At 67.2% G+C, this 1,163-nt stretch carries 1 protein-coding gene; it reads left to right on the forward strand.

Going from position 1 to position 1,163, the window contains the following annotated elements; all coding sequences use genetic code 11:
* Positions 1-144 precede the first annotated feature (144 nt).
* Complete coding sequence (locus tag RX395_RS09695; protein ID WP_316367252.1) at positions 145-1,131, forward strand: IS1595 family transposase; 987 nt, start codon at positions 145-147, stop codon at positions 1,129-1,131.
* Positions 1,132-1,163 lie beyond the last annotated feature (32 nt).

The raw sequence follows: 1,163 nt of genomic DNA on the forward strand, positions 1-1,163 counted from the left end.
TCTAACAGTTTAGATAACAGGTGATGATTCGGGGACCGCAAGGCCCCCGAATGCTATGCTCTTCCCAGCCAAACAGAGAATTTGCCCGAGCGCCCACCCGGATCTTTGTTTGGCGACAATCCCTCCGGGTGGGCGTTCGGGCGGATGGGACAGATCCATATGGGAAGAGCGAACCCCTTCAGGGCGCTCGTGGCGGGCCTCACCGCCGACGAGTTCCTGCTGCTCAGAGAAGCCGTCGACGAGAGGCGCTGCCGCGACGAGGTCGGCGTCGGCACGCTGGCCGAGGCCGCCGCGGCCTATCGGCCGGACCCGAAGTGCCCGGGGTGCGGCGCCCGCGGCGCCTGGAGGGACGGCTCCACCGCCGCCGGCGTCCCGAGGTGGCGCTGCCGCTGCTGCGGCAGGAGGTTTAACTCCCTCACGGGCACCGTCCTCGAGCACTGCCGAAAGCCGCTCCCCGCCTGGGTCTCCTTCATCAGGCTCATGCGCCACAACGTGCCCGTCGAGTGCGCGGCCGAGATGTGCGGCGTCACCCACAAGACGGCCTTCGAGTGGCGGCACCGCGTGCTCGCGACGGTGTCCGGCTACCAGGACCGGATCGTGCTGCGCGACACCGTCTGGGTGGACGAGACCTACATAAACGACACCGACCTCTCCAAGGGCTACGGGCAGGCCCGCAAGCGCGGCCTCTCCCGCCAGAAGCTGTGCATCTGCGTCGCCATCGACGTCCACAAGAACCCGGTCGCGGTCGTCTGCGGCCACGGGAAGCCCAGCTCGGCGCGCGTGAGGGAGGCCATGGGCGGCAGGATAGCGCCCGGGGCGCTGCTGATCCACGACCTCGAGCGGGCGCACAACGCGCTGGTCAGGGACGGCGGGCTCGAGAGCGAGGCGCACAGGGCCGATGTGAACGACCCGGTCTACCTGGAGCGGATGGAGATGGTGAACGACCTGTGCTCCTGGCTCAAACGCTACCTGTGGCGCTTCACGGGGATGTCGCCCGCGAACCTGCAGGCCTACCTCGACTGGTACGTCTACCTCTTCAGGGTCAACCAGGCGCGCGACAGGTGGGACCCGACTGCAAGGGTGGTGCGCCATATCCTGATGGCCGACGCGACTTACCGCAGCTTGGGATAGGTGCGGCATCACCCGTTATCTAAACTGTTAGA

Source organism: Collinsella aerofaciens (assembly GCF_032584215.1).
Lineage (GTDB): Bacteria > Actinomycetota > Coriobacteriia > Coriobacteriales > Coriobacteriaceae > Collinsella.